The 15392-nt window shown below is 65.3% G+C and carries 11 protein-coding genes and 1 pseudogene; 11 read left to right on the top strand and 1 reads right to left on the bottom strand.

Annotated features, from left to right (window positions below; all coding sequences use genetic code 11):
- Positions 1–209 precede the first annotated feature (209 nt).
- The 3 genes from C446_RS12755 to C446_RS12765 all read left to right on the top strand — a co-directional run bounded on the left by C446_RS12755 (position 210) and on the right by C446_RS12765 (position 3656).
- Entirely contained in the window at positions 210–1271 is a 1062-nt protein-coding gene (locus tag C446_RS12755; RefSeq protein ID WP_006673526.1) for an NAD(P)-dependent glycerol-1-phosphate dehydrogenase, read from the top strand.
- Between the two features lie 429 nt (positions 1272–1700).
- Positions 1701–3275, top strand: a complete 1575-nt coding sequence (locus C446_RS12760; RefSeq protein ID WP_006673527.1) for a globin-coupled sensor protein — start codon at positions 1701–1703, stop codon at positions 3273–3275.
- Between the two features lie 99 nt (positions 3276–3374).
- A complete protein-coding gene (locus C446_RS12765; protein ID WP_006673528.1) occupies positions 3375–3656 on the top strand; it encodes a hypothetical protein in 282 nt (93 codons plus the stop codon).
- A 45-nt stretch (positions 3657–3701) separates the two neighbouring features.
- Here C446_RS12765 and purD read toward each other — a convergent pair whose 3' ends face one another.
- Positions 3702–5057: a phosphoribosylamine--glycine ligase gene (purD, locus tag C446_RS12770; RefSeq protein WP_006673529.1), complete on the bottom strand. Its 1356-nt coding sequence runs from the start codon at positions 5055–5057 to the stop codon at positions 3702–3704.
- A gap of 263 nt (positions 5058–5320) precedes the next feature.
- Between purD and C446_RS12775 the strand changes: the two genes are divergently transcribed.
- From C446_RS12775 to C446_RS12810, 8 genes and pseudogenes are all read left to right on the top strand, one after another.
- Positions 5321–6289, top strand: a complete 969-nt coding sequence (locus C446_RS12775; RefSeq protein ID WP_006673530.1) for a C-terminal binding protein — start codon at positions 5321–5323, stop codon at positions 6287–6289.
- 156 nt (positions 6290–6445) lie between these two features.
- The gene (locus C446_RS12780; protein ID WP_006673531.1) at positions 6446–8488 is read left to right on the top strand and encodes a prolyl oligopeptidase family serine peptidase; all 2043 of its coding nucleotides are present in this window, start codon (positions 6446–6448) and stop codon (positions 8486–8488) included.
- Positions 8489–8544: 56 nt separating this feature from the next.
- Positions 8545–9579, top strand: a complete 1035-nt coding sequence (gene thyA / locus C446_RS12785; RefSeq protein ID WP_006673532.1) for a thymidylate synthase — start codon at positions 8545–8547, stop codon at positions 9577–9579.
- Between the two features lies 1 nt (position 9580).
- The gene (locus C446_RS12790) at positions 9581–10147 is read left to right on the top strand and encodes a dihydrofolate reductase (RefSeq protein WP_006673533.1); all 567 of its coding nucleotides are present in this window, start codon (positions 9581–9583) and stop codon (positions 10145–10147) included.
- 13 nt (positions 10148–10160) lie between these two features.
- On the top strand, positions 10161–11045 hold the full coding sequence (locus C446_RS12795) for a fructosamine kinase family protein (protein WP_006673534.1): 885 nt from the start codon (positions 10161–10163) through the stop codon (positions 11043–11045).
- A 106-nt stretch (positions 11046–11151) separates the two neighbouring features.
- Positions 11152–13917, top strand: a complete 2766-nt coding sequence (gene acnA / locus C446_RS12800) for an aconitate hydratase AcnA (RefSeq protein ID WP_006673535.1) — start codon at positions 11152–11154, stop codon at positions 13915–13917.
- 285 nt (positions 13918–14202) lie between these two features.
- A complete protein-coding gene (locus C446_RS12805) occupies positions 14203–14700 on the top strand; it encodes a small multi-drug export protein (protein ID WP_006673536.1) in 498 nt (165 codons plus the stop codon).
- A 197-nt stretch (positions 14701–14897) separates the two neighbouring features.
- A pseudogene (locus C446_RS12810) lies at positions 14898–15365 on the top strand (thioredoxin domain-containing protein); the annotation flags it as partial.
- Between the last annotated feature and the right edge of the window lie 27 nt (positions 15366–15392).

The following is a 15392-nucleotide window of genomic DNA, read 5'->3' on the forward strand; positions in this document are numbered from 1 at the left end:
TGAAATCGTCCTCATGTTCGCCATCATCAACATAGAAAAGCTCTGTGAGCCACTCTAACCCTCATTCAGCAGCTATTCAACAAAGCACACTCTCGGGGGTCACGAAATGGAGGTTTCGGTTCGAAACGTTCGAAACGGTAGCTGCCGATCCGACCTGGGACCGACGGCGAGGAAAAACACGTATAGTCACCGCGTGAGTCGGTCCGGGTATGTTCGAGAAGTCGACGTGGATTCGCCTCCCGCGAAACGTCGTCGTCGGCCACGGCGTGATCGACAACGCCGTCGATGTCATCGACGACCTCCACCTGCAGGGTCGACCGCTGTTCGTCACCAGTCCGACGCCACGCGAGGTCGCGGCGGACCCGATCGCCGCGGACTTCGAGGCCGCCGGCGTCGAACCCGCCGTCGTCACGGTCGAGACCGCGACCTTCGACGCCGTCGAGCGCGTCATCGAGACCGCCGAGGCCGAGGACGTTTCCTACCTCGTCGGGATCGGCGGCGGCAAAGCCATCGACATCGCGAAGATGGCCAGCGACCACCTCGAGATGGGCTTCTGTTCGGTGCCGACGGCTGCCAGCCACGACGGGATCGTCAGCAACCGCGGGTCAGTTCCGGACGGCGACACTCGTCACAGCGTCGCGGCCGAGCCGCCGCTGGCGGTGATCGCCGACACCGAAGTGCTGGCCGAAGCACCATGGGAACTGACGACCGCCGGCTGTGCGGACATCATCTCGAACTACACCGCGGTGATGGACTGGCGGCTCGCAAAGCGGCTCAAAGACGCCGAGTACTCGGAGTACTCGGCCGCGCTCTCGGAGATGACCGCCGAAATCCTGGTCGACAACGCGGACATGGTCCGACCCGGACTCGAGGAATCGGCCTGGATCGTCACCAAGGCGCTCGTCTCCTCCGGTGTCGCGATGAGCATCGCGGGCTCGTCGCGGCCCGCAAGCGGTGCGGAACACCTCTTTTCGCACCAACTCGATCGGCTCGAACCCGGGGCGGCCCTGCACGGCCACCAGGTCGGCGTCGGCTCGATCATGGCTGCGTACCTCCACGGCGGGGAGCGGGGCTTCTGGCAGGATATCCGCTCGGCGCTTGCGAGCATCGACGCGCCGACGACGGCCGAGGAACTCGGCATCGACGACGAGACCGTCATCGAGGCGCTGACGACCTGCCACGAGATTCGCGATCGGTACACGATCCTCGGCGACGGGATGGACGAGCGGGCGGCTCGAGAGGTCGCGACCAAGACGGGCGTCATCTCCTGAGGCGGGCTCCTGTACGGAGATTCGGTATCCCGACCTGGCCCACCGGCCTATCGTCCTGCACTCGATTCGGCACACGGGAGACGGCGGGCGACGACCGCCAACGGAGGTTCGAGACCGGATGGGACCGACGATACCACAGAAGCAAACTGCTGGTCGGTATCGAGGGCGGTACTCCGTGGCCGTCAGTACGCGTCTGTGACCGCTCTAGACCGACGATTGGCCACCAAGATAAAATATAACGCCCTCATACCGAGGAGATATAGATCCGTCGTGGAAATTAGGTTCTGCGATAGCGAGACCTAACACGGTCGGGCACGGTGACGATGGGGCCGTGCCGTGATCTATCGACCACCGAGACGATTCCACGGGGCGAAACCGCGTCACTCGCAGTCGACGCGGAACTGACTACGATAGCTTCAAGCTTCAACCATGGCACGATCGAGTTCAACGTTTCTGACTGACGAGCGGCGACGACGAATCGACGGCGGCGACCTCCTCGACGACCTCGAGGTCGACGGGAAAGAGATCGAGACCCGAAAGCGGATCGCCCGGTTCGACGGGACGGACGCGGCTCGTCTCGTGGAGATGGAACCGATCTTTACCGACATCGAGACCGATACCGTCGACACCTTCTACGATCATCTGCAGTCCCACGCCGAGACGAACGAGATTTTCGATCGCTCCTCCCGCTCGATCGACCAGCTCAAAGGCCTCCAGGCGGAGTATCTCAGAGGGCTCGGGAGCGGGACCTACGACCGCTCGTACTTCGAGAGCCGGGCCCGGATCGGGAAAGTACACGAACTGATCGACCTCGAGCCGAAGGTCTTCCTGGGATCGTACACCCTGTACTACGAACACCTCCTCGAGGGTGTTACTTCGGCTGCAGTGGATCGTGCGAAAGCGAGACTCGACGAGTACGAGGACGAGGACGAAAACGAGGACGAAAACGAAAGCGAGGCCAACGAGAACGGCGAACACGACTCGACGACGATCGATCGCGAAACCGTCGAGGACGAACTCGAGGCGGTCGCCGACGAGATCGAAGCCCGGACGGTTTCGGCCCTGAAACTCATGAGCCTCGACCAGCAGGTGGCGATCGACGCCTACATCCAGTCCTACAGCGAGATCGAGGACGAACTCGAGCGACAGCAACGCGTCGCCACGGAAGTCGAGGAGTCGGTCGACCGTCTCGAGTCCGAGACGTCGGTCGTCGAGGACAGCGCCGAGGAGATCGCGACGATCACGGACGAACAGGTCGACGCCGTCGAGGAGGTGTCCGAGGAAGTCTCCGACCTCTCGGCGACGGTCGAAGAGATCGCCGCGAGTGCACAAGAGGTCAACGCGACCAGCGAAGAGGCAGAAAATATCTCCGAAACGGCAGCCGACGCGGCCCAGGACGCGATCGAACAGATCGAAGCCGTCGAAGCGGCGGCCTCGGAAGTGTCCGCCGACGTCGAACAACTTCGTGAGAGCGTCGGCGAGATCGACGAGCTAGTGGCGGTCATCGACGACATCGCGGACCAGACGAACCTCCTCGCGCTGAACGCCTCGATCGAGGCGGCAAACGCCGGGAGCGCGGGTGACGGCTTCGCCGTGGTCGCAAACGAGGTAAAGTCCCTCGCGGAGGAGTCCCAGGAGCAGGCCGAGACGATCACGAACACGATCGACCGCATTCAGGACCGAACCGAGGACACTACCGACAGCATCGCCGTCGCCGACGAGCGCATCGAGCAGGCCGTCGACGAGGTTCACCGAACGGTCGAGGCTCTCGAGCAGATCACGGACGCCGTCGGCGAGGCGTCGACCGGAATCGAGCAGGTCGCCGACGCCACGGACGACCAGGCAGCAAGCACCGAGGAGGTCGCCAGTATGATCGATCGGATCGCCGACGACGCTCGAGATGTCGCCGCCAGGACGGACGACGTCGCGGACGCGATCAACGAACAGACGGAACGAACAGCGGAGATCGAGCGGTCGATCGCCAGACTCACCGAGCAACGGTAGCGCGGCGTTCGGTTTCGATCGCACGTCTGGAGCGACGACATCACGCCACGGCGTACGAAGGCCGGCACCTCTTCGGGCTCGTGACGTAACTCGCGGACGATGATCGGTGCCTACACTGTCGGCAAGAAAGCGGTGCGGTTCGGCTACAACCGATACGGCGTTCCCGGTGCGGTCGCTTCCGGCGGCGTCGCACTCGTCGCGTTCCTCGCCGTCCGCCGCGCGCTGCGATCCGCGACGAGCGAGGACGAAACCGACGCCACGCTCACCGACGCGATCGATACGGACCGGTTACGCGACGAGGCCGACCTCGAAGACGTGGGCTCGTCCGTCTCGGCGGAGGCGAGAGAACGGACCGGCGACGAGGGCAGCCCACCGAAATAGGCAGGTACTCCAACCGTCCTCTCGAGGTGGAGTCGGACGACGCCGCTACTCCCCGCGTAGCTCGGCCATGTGGTCGATCCGTTGTTGAACCAGGTCCGCTTTCCCGATGTCGTGGCGCATGTCCAGTCCCTCGTCACCGGCCACTGCGAGGGCGTCCTCGGCGATTTCTTCGGCCTCGTCGATCGAACCCGCGACGCCGACGACGGCGAAGGCACGCGAGGTGGTCGTGTAGATGCCGTCGTCGCGCTCGTCGACGCTGGCGTAGTAGAGCAAGGCGTCACCTGCACTCTCTCGCGGGTCGGGTTGCTCCCCGCTCGAGTCTTCCGTGGCGCGGACCGACCGCGCCACACTCTCCTCGTCGACTTCGATCTTCGCACCGCCCTCGGGGTCCGTCGGGTACCCCTCCGGGACGGCGTACTTGCAGACGGTTGCCCGGTCGGCAAACTCGAGTTCCGGCGGGGCCTCGCCGTCGCGAGCGGCGGTGAGAACCTCGAGGAAGTCTGTCTCGAGCACGGGTAGCGTGTTCATCGCCTCGGGGTCGCCGAAGCGGGCGTTGAACTCGACGACCTTCGGGCCGTCAGTGGTCAACATGAACTGGCCGTAGAGGATACCCCGGTAATCGTCGAGGGCGTCGACGGTCGCCTCGATGATCGAGACGGCCTCGTCGTACTCGTCTTCGGTCATAAAGGGGAGGGCGGTCGTGGCGTCGGAGTAGCTGCCCATGCCGCCCGTGTTCGGCCCTTCGTCGCCCTCGTAGGCGCGTTTGTGGTCCTGGACGGCGGGGGCGGTCCGGAACTCGCCGTTGGCGACGAACGCCTGGATCGTGAACTCCTCGCCGATCAGCCGTTCCTCGAGGACGACCCGGTCGTAGTCCGACTCGCGGATGTACTCTTTCCCCTCCTCGGCGGTCACCTGGTCGCCGATGACTTTCACGCCCTTGCCGCCCGTGAGGCCGGCGGGCTTGATCGCGAGGTCGCCGTCGTACTCGTCGATGAACTCGCAGGCGGCCGCCATGTCGTCGAAGGTCTCGAAGTCGGGACAGCCCGGAATGTCCTCCTCCTGCATGAACCGACGCTGGAACGCCTTGTCGGTCTCGATGCGGGCGTCTTCTTCCTTCGGCCCAAACGGGTAGATGCCGGCGGCCTCGAGTTCGTCCGCAATGCCGGCTTCCAGCGGCGATTCGGGACCGATGACCGCGATAGTCGCGTCGACGTCTTCGGCGTACTCGACGACAGCCTCGGGGTCAGTCGTCTCGAGCGTCTCGAACTCGACTGCCATCCCGGCGATGCCTGGATTGCGATTGCCCGCACAGGCGTAGAGGTCGGCCTCGCTGTCCTCGAGTGCACGCGCGATGGCGTGTTCGCGGCCACCGCCACCGATCAGGAGTACGTTCTCTCGCATGCTCGAAAGCGGAACGCACGAACCTGTAAACGTTGCTCTTTAGCGAGGGGAATGTATGCACGCTCGTGGGTCGAACTGGGCTGTCGTTCGGCCACACGTCTCTGTCAGCAACCCATCGGCTACGAACCGCTGCCCGTTCCTCCAGAGCCCCGCGACCGGCAGACACTCGACTTTCACCCTTCGTTTCGGCTGCTGGGAACGGGACGTACAGTTAAGAGGAAGGAGACCGTAGATAAACTACGAAAGTAGTAAATATTAGAATTATGAGTAAGCGTGTCATCATCAGCGAGACGCCGTTCGTCGACGTAGAGTTCCAGCGCTCGGCGCTCGAGGAGAGCGGTGTCGAACTCGACGTTCGAGAGACACACACGGAAACAGCCGTCGCGGAGGCTCTAGGGGAAGCAGACGCACTCGTCGCGGACGTGCACACGCCCGTGACCGCCGATACTCTCGAGGATGCCGACGATCTCCGGTTGATCGCCCGCGCCGGAACCGGCTTCGACAACGTCGACGTCGGTGCGGCCGACGACCGCGACGTGTACGTGACGAACGTCCCCGACTACTGTACCGACGAGGTCGCGACGCACGCCCTTGGGCTCTTGCTTGCGTGTCGCCGGCGGATTCCGGCGTTCGACCGCGAGATCCGCGACGGCGAGTGGAGTTGGGAGACGGAACGCCCGATGCGACGCGTCCCCGGTTCGACGCTCGGTCTCGTTTCCTTCGGCGGGATCGCGCGCCGACTGGCCGAGTACGTCGAAGGGTTTGACCTCGATCTGCTCGTCTACGACCCATACGTCGACGAGTCAGTCGTCGAGGAGTACGGCGCTCGGTCCGTCGAGTTCCCGGAACTGCTCGAGGAGTCCGACGCGGTTTCGATCCACGCGCCGTTGACCGAAGAGACCCGCGGACTCTTCGACGCCGACGCGTTCGAACGACTGCCCGAACACGCTGTTGTCGTGAACGTCGGTCGCGGCGGCATCATCGACGAAGCCGACCTCGCGACGGCCCTGAACAACGGGGAGATCGCGGCCGCCGGTCTCGACGTCCTCGAGGAAGAGCCGCCGGGTGAGACGCCACTTCGAGGCCTCGAGAACGTCGTCATCACCCCCCACAGCGGCTGGCATTCGCTCGAGGCTCACGACGATCTGAACCGGACGATCGCCCGCCAGCTCGAACAGGCACTCGCGGGAGAGAAACCGGACCACGCAATCGACCCGGAGCCCTGGACGTGACGTCTTCCGCGCCGTGAACGGCGGGATTCTCCCGCTGAATCGAGCTAGCCGCTCAGGTCTCGGACGTCGAAACCGTTTCCGGCAGCCCCGCCGAACCGCTCCCCCTCGTTTCCGCAACCGGTTGTTTCAATGACCCACCGTCCGAACCGGGGCGGTATGCAACCGACCAACCCTCCGCAAGCGAAACGTGAAAACACGAGCTACGAGCGCCACGGTGATTTCGTGGACGATCCGTACCGCTGGCTCGAGGGTGACGGCGAGGACATCGACACGTTCGTCGAACGACAGAACGAGTACGCCGACGCCTACCTCGAGTCGGTCGACGTTCGCGAGGCGTTGCAGCCGCAGTTCGAGGACCTCGCACGGACGACCGACTACGGGTCGATCACGCCCGCGCCAACGGGATACTTCCAGGAGGTCGAACGACCGGACGACGACCAGCCGGTCCTCTACTTCCGCGAGTCGCTCGACGACGACCGTACGGTGTTGGTCGATCCCAACGAGTTCAGCGAAGACGCGACGAAGTCGATGGGTTGGTGGACGGTCTCGCCCGACGGCGAGCGTCTCGCCTACGGCGTCGACGAGGGCGGCGACGAACTGTACGACGTGACCGTCGTCGAGGTGCCCTCGGGTGAGGTCCGCGAGGAGTTGTCCGCTCTCGGGCGGGCAAACGCCGGGATGTTCGCGTGGACGCCCGAGGGGTTCTACTACGGTCGCACCGGACTCGAAGGAGAAGCCCAACTCGAGAAGGAGATCCGCTACCACGAACACGGCGACGAGCCCGACGAAGACGCGCTGGTGGCCGAGGTCGACGAGCCCTCGACGTGGCCGATGCTCTCGACCGATCGGGACGGGACCCATCTGCTGGTGGCGTTCGTAACCGGCTGGGAGCGAAGCGACCTGCACTACGCCGCGGTCGGCGACACCGAGCTGACACCCGTCGTTACCGAGGCCGAGCACCTCTACACGCCGCTTGTCCACGGCGATACCGCGTACATCCGGACCGACCTGGACGCTCCCTACTACCGGTTTCTCGAACTCGACCTCTCGGGCGACGTCGACGAGGTCGACCCCGCCGACTTACCCGAGGTCGTCCCCGAACGTGAGGGGATCGTCACGGGTGCGACGATCGCCGACGATCGACTGCTCGTCCAGTACGAACGCGCGGCCGTCTCCGAACTCGAGGTCTTCGACCTGGCGGGCGAACACGTGCGATCGCTGGAGTTGCCGGGGACGGGAACCGGGTCGGTCACTGGCTTGACCGGGAACCGCGACGCCCCCGAGGCCTTCTTCGGCTACCAGTCGTTCGACCACCCGCCCGCGGTCTTTCGCTACGACCCCGACGGGGACGAGACCGAGGAGCTGGACCGCCCCGATGTCGACCTGGAGTTCGACCTGACTGTCGAGCAGGTTCGCTACGAGTCCGAAGATGGGACCGAGGTCCCGATGTTCGTCGTCCACCGCGCCGACCTCGAGCGCGACGGCGACAACCCTGCCTTGCTGTACGGCTACGGCGGGTTCGAGAACAGCCTGACCCCGGGGTTCCAGAGGTTCGGCCGCGAATTCCTCCGCTCGGGCGGCGTCTACGCCCAGGCGAACCTGCGAGGGGGCGGCGAGTTCGGCAAGGAGTGGCACGAAGCGGCACGCCACGAGGACAAACAGAACACGTTCGACGACATGATCGCCGCCGCGGAGTACCTGATCGACGAGGAGTACACCTCGAGCGAGCGGCTGGCGATCCAGGGGGGCTCGAACGGCGGGCTGACCGTCGGTGCGGTCCTGACCCAGCGGCCCGATCTGGTGGCAGCGGTCTCCTGTCACGTCCCCCTGCTCGACATGCTCCGGTTCCACACGTTCTTGCTCGGCTCCTCGTGGACGAGCGAGTACGGCTCCCCGGACGATCCCGAGGCCTACGAGTGGATCAAGGAGTATTCGCCGTACCACAACGTCGAGAGTGGCACCGAGTACCCGCCCGTCTTCTTCAAAACGGCCGAAGACGACACGCGGGTCCATCCCGTTCACGCCTGGAAGATGGCCGCTCGCATGCAGTCGATCGCCGAGGGCGGTCCCTTCTTCTGCAAGACGAACCGTGACACCGGCCACGGCACCGGCAAACCGACCTGGATGATCGTCGAGGAGCGACTCGACACCTGGTCGTTCCTCTTCGATCAACTCGAGGTGGAGTACGTCGCGCCCTGATCGGGGCCGACCGGAACTACGAAAGCTAAAGAACGGGCGGCCGAAAGGGAGCGACGATGCAACAGTACCTCGAGCTCGTCGACGCCGCGCTCTCGACGGGGACCTACAAACCCAATCGGACGGGCGTCGACACGATTTCGTCGTTCAGCGAGCACTACGAGGTAGATCTCGAGGAGGGGTATCCACTGCTGACCACCAAGAAGATGGACGGCTACCGGTGGAACTCGATGCTCCACGAGGTCTGCTGGTATCTCTCCGGTGAGGAGCACATTCGGAATCTCCGTGAGGAGACGAAAATCTGGGACGCCTGGGCCGACGGTGACGGCCACCTCGACACCGCTTACGGCCGTTTCTGGCGACGGTATCCGGTTCCGGAAGACGACGCGCGACTCGAGGGCGAGTCCTGGCCCGACGACGGCCAGCAGTGGGTGACCGTCGAGGAAACCGACGACGGCGGGTCCCGTCGCGTGTTCGACCAGCTACAGTACGTGGTCGATACTCTCTCGGACTCGCCGAACTCCCGGCGACTCGTGGTCAACGCCTGGCATCCCGCCAACGCCGCCGTCTCGACGCTGCCGCCCTGTCACTATACGTTCGTCTTCAACGTCCAGGGCGACCGGCTGAACTGTCATCTCACCCAGCGTTCGGGCGACATCGCACTCGGCGTGCCCTTTAATATCGCCGCGTACGCGCTCCTGACGAAAGTCGTCGCACAACAGACCGGCTTCGAACCCGGCACCTTCGCCCACACCGTCGTCGACGCCCACGTCTACTGCGGTCGCGGCGACCGTGGGGAGTGGTACGACGACAACCTCGCGGAACTGCAGTCCCGGCTGGCCGACGTCGACCCCGACGACCGGACTGGATACCTCGAGGTCAAGGAATGGCTCGAGTCCGCGGCCCCAGCCGAAGCCGAGGGTGACGAACGGCTCGATCACGTCCCCGGTCTGCTCGAGCAACTCTCCCGGGAGCCCATAGAGCGGCCGACCCTCGAGGTTGCTGACGTCTCGATCGACGAACTGACCGCCGAGGACGTCCAGTTGCGTGACTACGAGTCCCACGACGGAATTGAATTCGGGGTCGCCGAGTGAGATGACCGGAGCGTCGAACGCAGACGAGACGATAGACGCCGTCGAGGCCGCCGTGGCGACCGACCGGGAACTCGCCGGTATCGTCGCCGTCGCCGACAACGGCGTCATCGGGGCGGACGGTGAACTGCCCTGGCACCTCCCCGAGGACCTCGCTCACTTCAAGGAGATCACGATGGACCACCCCGTCATCATGGGTCGGGTGACCTACGAGGGCATCCTCGAGACGCTGGGGGAACCACTACCGGGACGGACGACCGTCGTGTTGACGAGCCGGGACCTCGAGACGCCCGAGAACGCCGTCGTCGCGTCGACTCTCGAGGACGCCCTCGAGCGAGCCGACCGGGTGGCCCGGGAACGCCACGACGGTGCGGACCGGATTTTCGTCGCCGGCGGCGCGACGGTCTATGAACAGTTCATGCCGGCGCTCGATCGGCTGGTCGTCACCGAGGTTCACGACGACCCCGAGGGAGACGCCTTCTTCCCCGACCTCGAGTCGGCGGACTGGATCGAAACCGACCGCGACGAGCGCGACGGGTTCGCGTTCGTCGAGTACGTCCGTCGGGACTGATCGAAGGGGTTCGATGGCCGATCCGAACGACGACGAGGCCGCGATCGTCGACGCCGTTGCCAGCGCACTCGCATCGGAGCGCGAGGGAGACTCCTCCCCAGTCGAGGCCCGGAAACTCGAGGGTGGCCAGATCGGGTCCGCCCACCGCGTCGACCTCGCGGACGGCTCTCGGCTCGTCGCGAAAGTCGGCGAAACGCCGCTGTCCGTCGAAGCGTACATGTTGCGGACGCTCGCTTGCGAGAGCACACTTCCCGTTCCCGACGTGTACCACGTCGACGACGACCTGCTGGTACTCGAGTTCGTCGCGGGATCGACCGACCACGACGCCGCGGTCGCTCGGGACGCGGCCGACCACCTCGCAGCGCTTCACGACCGTTCCGCCGACGCGTTCGGCCTCGAACGGGATACTCTCACGGGCCCGGTCCGGCAGCCGAACCCCTGGACCGACTCGTGGATCGACTTCTACCGCGAGCACCGGCTCGAGCACGTCCAACGCCTCGCGCTGGCGGACGGAGCACTCCCCTCGAGACTCGCCGAACGGCTCGACGCGGTCGCCGCGGACCTCGAGGGGCTGATCGAGGAACCCGACGCGCCGGCGTTGATCCACGGCGACGCCTGGACGACGAACGTGCTCTCGGCGGACGGATCGGTGACGGCGTTTCTCGACCCCGCGACGTACTACGCCCATCCGGAGATCGAACTCGCGTACGTCGACTGGACGGGGACGTTCGGCGATCCGTTCTTCGATCGCTACCGAGAGAGTCGCCCGCTCGATTCCGAGTTCTTCGACCGGCGACGGTACGTCTATCGGCTCTACCCGCTGCTCGTTCACGTCCTCCTGTTCGGTGGTGAGTACGTCCAGCGACTCGAGGTAACCCTGGACCGACTGGGATACTGACCGCTGGTGGTATAAAAACGGCCAAAGACCGACAAATAGCGGCCCTTGATGGCCTTAGCGGACGATTCTCGGGGAATTCAAATACAGTGACGCACAAGTTCGGGGTATGTCAACCGGTGACTTCTCGGAGGCGATCCGGGAGTTCGAACGCGACGGCGAGACGTACAAGATGGCCGATCTCACCGCGCTCGAGGACCGAGGACTCTGTGACCTCGAGAAACTGCCGGTGAGCGTCCGCATCCTGCTCGAGTCGGTGCTGCGCAAGGCCCACACCGACGGCGAGACGATCGACGCGGACGACGTGCGAGCGGCGGCCTCCTGGGAACCCGACGTTCCCGACGCCGAAGTGCCGTTCCAACCCTCACGGGTCGTACTTCAGGACCTGACCGGTGTGCCTGCGGTCGTCGACCTCGCGGCGCTTCGCTCCGCTGCGGACCGGAACGGCGTCGACCCGACGGTCGTCGAACCCGACGTACCCTGTGACCTCGTGATCGATCACAGCGTCCAGGTCGATCACTTCGGCAGCGAGGACGCCTACGAGCGTAACGTCGAACTCGAGTACGAGCGCAACGAGGAACGCTACCGGGCGATCAAGTGGGCCCAGCAGGCCTTCGAGGACTTCGAGGTCGTGCCGCCGGGAACGGGGATCGTCCACCAGGTCAACCTCGAGCACCTGGGGCGGGTCGTCCACGCACGCGAGGACGGCGACGGCGAGCAGTGGCTCCTCCCCGACACACTCGTCGGCACCGATAGCCACACCCCGATGATCGGCGGCATCGGCGTCGTCGGCTGGGGCGTCGGCGGCATCGAGGCTGAGGCCGCACTGCTCGGCCAGCCAATCACCATGTCGTTACCGGAGGTCGTCGGCGTCCGCCTCGAAGGCGACCTGCCCGACGGCGCGACCGCGACGGACCTCGTACTCCACATCACGGAACGGCTCCGGGAGGTCGGCGTCGTCGACAAGTTCGTCGAGTTCTTCGGCCCCGGCGTCTCGCAGCTGTCGGTCGCCGACCGCGCGACCATTTCGAACATGGCCCCCGAGCAGGGCTCGACGATCAGCATGTTCCCCGTCGACGAGAAGACCCTGGAGTACCTCGAGTTGACGGGCCGCGATCCGGACCACGTCGACCTCGTCCGGGAGTATCTCGAAGCGCAGGGACTGTTCGGCGAACAGGACCCCGAGTTCACGGACGTCGTCGAGTTCGACCTAAGCGATGTCGAACCGAGCCTGGCGGGTCACAAGAAACCCCACTCGCGGATTCCGATGGGCGACCTGGACGACCATTTCCCGACGCTACTCGAGGCGCAAGGCGTCGTCGGACCCGACGGCGAACCGGCGATCGGGGACGGCGGAGCCGCAGCCGGCGCGAGCGATGCTGAAGCCGGTCTGGGGCTCGACGAGACGGTCTCGGTCGAACTCGAGGACGGTCAGGCCGTCGAGATCGGCCACGGCGACGTGCTCGTGAGTGCGATCACCTCCTGTACGAACACCTCGAACCCGTCCGTGATGCTCGCGGCCGGCCTGCTCGCGAAAAACGCCGTCGAGGCGGGACTCGAGGTACCCGAGTACGTCAAGACCTCGCTCGCGCCGGGCAGTCGGGTCGTCACCGAGTACCTGAACGAGGCCGACCTGCTGTCCTCCCTCGAGGAGCTTGGCTACCACGTCGTCGGCTACGGCTGTACGACCTGTATCGGCAACTCCGGTCCGCTGCCGGCCCCGATCGAGGACGCGATCGAGGAATACGACCTCTGGACGACCAGCGTCCTCTCGGGGAACCGTAACTTCGAGGCCCGTATCCACCCGAAGATCGCCGCCAACTACCTCGCGTCCCCACCGCTGGTCGTCGCCTACGGGCTGGCCGGTCGGATGGACGTCGACCTCGAGAGCGAGCCGATCGGTACGAACGACGACGGCGAGGACGTCTACCTCGAGGACATCTGGCCCGACACCGAGGAGATCCACGACGCGATCACCGAGAGCGTCTCGCCCGACCTCTTCGAGGAGAAGTACGCCAGCGTCTACGAGGGCGACGAGCGCTGGGAAGCCCTCGACGCGCCGACCGGCGACGTCTACGACTGGGACAACGAGTCGACCTACATCCGCGAGCCGCCGTTCTTCCAGGAGTTCCCGCTGGAGAAACCCGGCGTCGACGATGTCGCGGACGCTCGCTGTCTCCTGACGCTGGGCGATACGGTCACGACCGACCACATCAGTCCCGCCGGGCAGTTCGGCGAGGATCTCCCCGCGGGACAGTGGCTCGAAGAGCGCGGCGTCGAACCCCACGAGTTCAACACCTACGGCTCCCGTCGCGGGAACCACGAGGTGATGATGCGGGGAACCTTCGCGAACGTTCGTATCGAGAACGAGATGGTAGACGGCAAGGAGGGTGGCTATACGATTCACCACCCCACGGACGAAGAGACCACCGTCTTCGAGGCCAGCGAACGCTATCGCGAGGACGAGACGCCGCTCGTGGTCATGGCCGGCGACGAGTTCGGCACCGGCTCGAGCCGCGACTGGGCCGCAAAGGGAACCGACCTGCTCGGCATCCGTGCAACCATCGCGAAGAGCTACGAGCGCATCTATCGCGACAATCTCATCGGCATGGGTGTCCTCCCGCTGCAGTTCGACGAGGGCGACGGCTGGGAGAAACTCGGTCTCGACGGAAGCGAGCAGTTCACGATCGAAGGCCTCGAGGACGGCCTCGAGCCGAATCAGGAACTCACTGTCAGTGCGGAATCGGAGGACGGCGACGTCACCGAGTTCACCGTCACGGCACAGGTCGCGACACCCGCCGCGGTCGAGTACGTCGAACACGGCGGCGTGCTCCACATGGTGCTCCGCGAGTTGCTGTACGAGGAACTGGAGTGAACTGACCTGAGCCGACTCGCCGATGGCCGGGCTCCCGTCTCGAGTCGGCGAGTCGGCCACTGACGGCCGACGGTTCCCTGTCGCTCCCGGCACTACCGGCGAACCCTGCGGTCCGTTCGGGACTCGAACCCTCACGACACGGGCGAGAACGCGGACGAAAACGCGGACGCGATCGTCGGCCCCGCGGGCACGGGTCGGTATCGCCGTCCCGAAGCCGCGAAACCGCGCAACATATTTTTCCCCTCGGCGTAGCCGTGTCCCCACCGTCTCCGTTCCCATTCGATCATGTCCGTCGCTCCTCTCCTCGTCGACGTCGGCTCGAGTCTCGAGCAAGCCGGTAGCGTCCTCCAGTACCTGCTGGTGTTCGTCTTCGCCGCGATTCCAGTGATCGAAATTCTGGTCGTCGTCCCGATCGCGATCGGCCTGGGGCTCGATCCCCTTCTCACGGGTATCGTCGCGTTCGCCGGCAACGTCCTCTCGGTGTACGCGCTTATCCTCTTCTACCGGCAGATCGCGAACTGGCTGCGACGACGGCGTGGCGGGCGCTCGGAGCCCAGCGACCGGTACGCCCGAGCACGGCGGCTCTGGGACCGATACGGGCTGCCGGGGCTTGCCGCCGGCGGGCCGGTGCTGGCCGGGGTCCACGTCGCGGCGCTGGTCGCCTTGCTCGCGGGCAGCCGGAGCCGGCTCGTCGCCGCGTGGATGACTGTCGGTATCTTCGCGTGGACGGTCGTGCTGGTCGCGGCGTCCGCTTACGGGGTGTCCCTGCTCGGGCTCACCTGATACGACTGGACAACAGTCAGTACACACCCGATCGCGTCTCGACGCCCGTCGCGGAACTCGATGGCGTCTCGAGTGCGAGCGGTGTGTGCATTGTTTTGTCCGGCAGTATGAGCCGGCCTCGGACGGTACGGACGGGAGGATGGGAAGACGAGACGACGTACGTCGGGCTTTTACAACGGCCGGCCGTAGTTTCGGCCATGAGTCAGCCTACCGAGCGCAATCGTCTCGAGGACGAGGAGAGCCCCTACCTGCGCCAGCACGCGGACAACCCCGTCAACTGGCAGCCCTGGGACGAGCAGGCCCTCGAGACGGCCCGCGAACACGACCGGCCGATCTTCCTCTCGATCGGCTACTCGGCGTGTCACTGGTGTCACGTCATGGAATCGGAGAGCTTTGCCGACGAGGAGGTCGCCGCCCTGCTGAACGAGCACTTCGTCCCGATCAAGGTCGACCGCGAGGAGCGCCCCGACGTCGACAGCATCTACATGACCGTCTGTAACCTCGTCAGCGGTCGCGGCGGCTGGCCGCTCTCGGCGTGGCTCACCCCCGAGGGGAAGCCGTTCTACGTCGGGACGTACTTCCCGAAGGAGGCAAAACGAGGCCAGCCCGGGTTCGTCGACGTCCTCGAGAACGTGAGCAACTCCTGGGAGGAAGACCGCGAGGAGGCTGTCTCTTATACACATCTCTGAGCG

Origin of the sequence: Halobiforma nitratireducens JCM 10879 (assembly GCF_000337895.1) — an archaeon.
In the GTDB taxonomy this organism is placed as follows: Archaea; Halobacteriota; Halobacteria; order Halobacteriales; family Natrialbaceae; genus Natronobacterium; species Natronobacterium nitratireducens.

Coding starts and splice junctions, on each gene's coding strand:
- C446_RS12795 (WP_006673534.1), top strand. CDS start 10,161: ATGGCCGATCCGAACGACGACGAGGCCGCGATCGTCGACGCCGTTGCC.
- purD (WP_006673529.1), bottom strand. CDS start 5,057: ATGCGAGAGAACGTACTCCTGATCGGTGGCGGTGGCCGCGAACACGCC.
- acnA (WP_006673535.1), top strand. CDS start 11,152: ATGTCAACCGGTGACTTCTCGGAGGCGATCCGGGAGTTCGAACGCGAC.
- C446_RS12790 (WP_006673533.1), top strand. CDS start 9,581: ATGACCGGAGCGTCGAACGCAGACGAGACGATAGACGCCGTCGAGGCC.
- thyA (WP_006673532.1), top strand. CDS start 8,545: ATGCAACAGTACCTCGAGCTCGTCGACGCCGCGCTCTCGACGGGGACC.
- C446_RS12780 (WP_006673531.1), top strand. CDS start 6,446: ATGCAACCGACCAACCCTCCGCAAGCGAAACGTGAAAACACGAGCTAC.
- C446_RS12760 (WP_006673527.1), top strand. CDS start 1,701: ATGGCACGATCGAGTTCAACGTTTCTGACTGACGAGCGGCGACGACGA.
- C446_RS12805 (WP_006673536.1), top strand. CDS start 14,203: ATGTCCGTCGCTCCTCTCCTCGTCGACGTCGGCTCGAGTCTCGAGCAA.
- C446_RS12765 (WP_006673528.1), top strand. CDS start 3,375: ATGATCGGTGCCTACACTGTCGGCAAGAAAGCGGTGCGGTTCGGCTAC.
- C446_RS12755 (WP_006673526.1), top strand. CDS start 210: ATGTTCGAGAAGTCGACGTGGATTCGCCTCCCGCGAAACGTCGTCGTC.
- C446_RS12775 (WP_006673530.1), top strand. CDS start 5,321: ATGAGTAAGCGTGTCATCATCAGCGAGACGCCGTTCGTCGACGTAGAG.